The organism is Bradyrhizobium sp. PRIMUS42, from assembly GCF_023006515.1.
In the GTDB taxonomy this organism is placed as follows: domain Bacteria; phylum Pseudomonadota; class Alphaproteobacteria; order Rhizobiales; family Xanthobacteraceae; genus Bradyrhizobium.
The window spans coordinates 1-783 of record NZ_JALBGZ010001355.1 but is presented as its reverse complement, the minus strand read 5'-3'; the positions used below and the strand labels follow the sequence as shown (position 1 = coordinate 783).

Sequence of the window (783 nt, the reverse complement as noted above, 5' to 3'; positions counted from 1 at the left end):
CCGCCAGCCGCCGCGCAGCCCCTGCCCCCATGCCGCTGCCGCCGGCGGTAACGAGCGCAACCTTCTCTGCTGCCATGACCGATCATCCCTTGAGTTGAGGCGAGCCACAGGCTCGGCCTATCATGAGGCCTTCTACAGCCAGACCTGTCGGCAGGTCCATGGTCGAAGGACGCACCTCATGAGCAATGCGAGATGAGCGATTTGCAGATCCGGAATTTGCGCCCCGGGGAGATCTCTCTCGCCATCGACTGGGCTGCGGCCGAGGGCTGGAATCCCGGCCTCTGCGATGCCGCCTGCTTCGCGGTTCCCGACGCGCAAGGCTTTTTCGTCGGCGAGATCGATGGCGAGCCGGTCGCGACCGTTTCCTGCGTCAATTACGACGACCGCTTCGCCTTCCTCGGATTCTATATCGTGCGCGCAGACTTGCGCGGCTCTGGCCACGGCCTGCGCATCTGGAATGCGGCGATCGCGCATGCGGGCGCGCGCGTGATTGGGCTCGACGGCGTCGTGGCGCAGCAGGACAATTACGGGAAATCCGGCTTCCAGCTGGCCTACGCCAATATCCGTTATGGCGGCATCGCCACCGCGCCCGCGAAGCCGCCTGCCGATGTCGTTGCGCTCGACAAAATCCCGTTTGCAAATGTGGAGACCGACGATGCCACGGTCTTCCCGGCCCGGCGCAGCGCCTTCCTGCGCGCCTGGATCAACACGTCGGGCCATGTCGGCCGAGCACTTGTGCGCGACGGCAAGTTCGCCGCATGGGGCGTGATCCGGCCGTGCCGG

1 protein-coding gene and 1 pseudogene are annotated in these 783 nt (G+C 65.9%); one reads left to right on the top strand and one right to left on the bottom strand.

What is annotated here, in order from left to right:
- Positions 1-76, bottom strand: a pseudogene (locus MOV75_RS40305) (3-oxoacyl-ACP reductase); the annotation flags it as partial.
- Positions 77-192: 116 nt separating this feature from the next.
- Here MOV75_RS40305 and MOV75_RS40300 point away from each other — a divergent pair.
- On the top strand, positions 193-783 hold a 591-nt coding region (locus MOV75_RS40300; protein ID WP_247008412.1), incomplete at its 3' end, for a GNAT family N-acetyltransferase.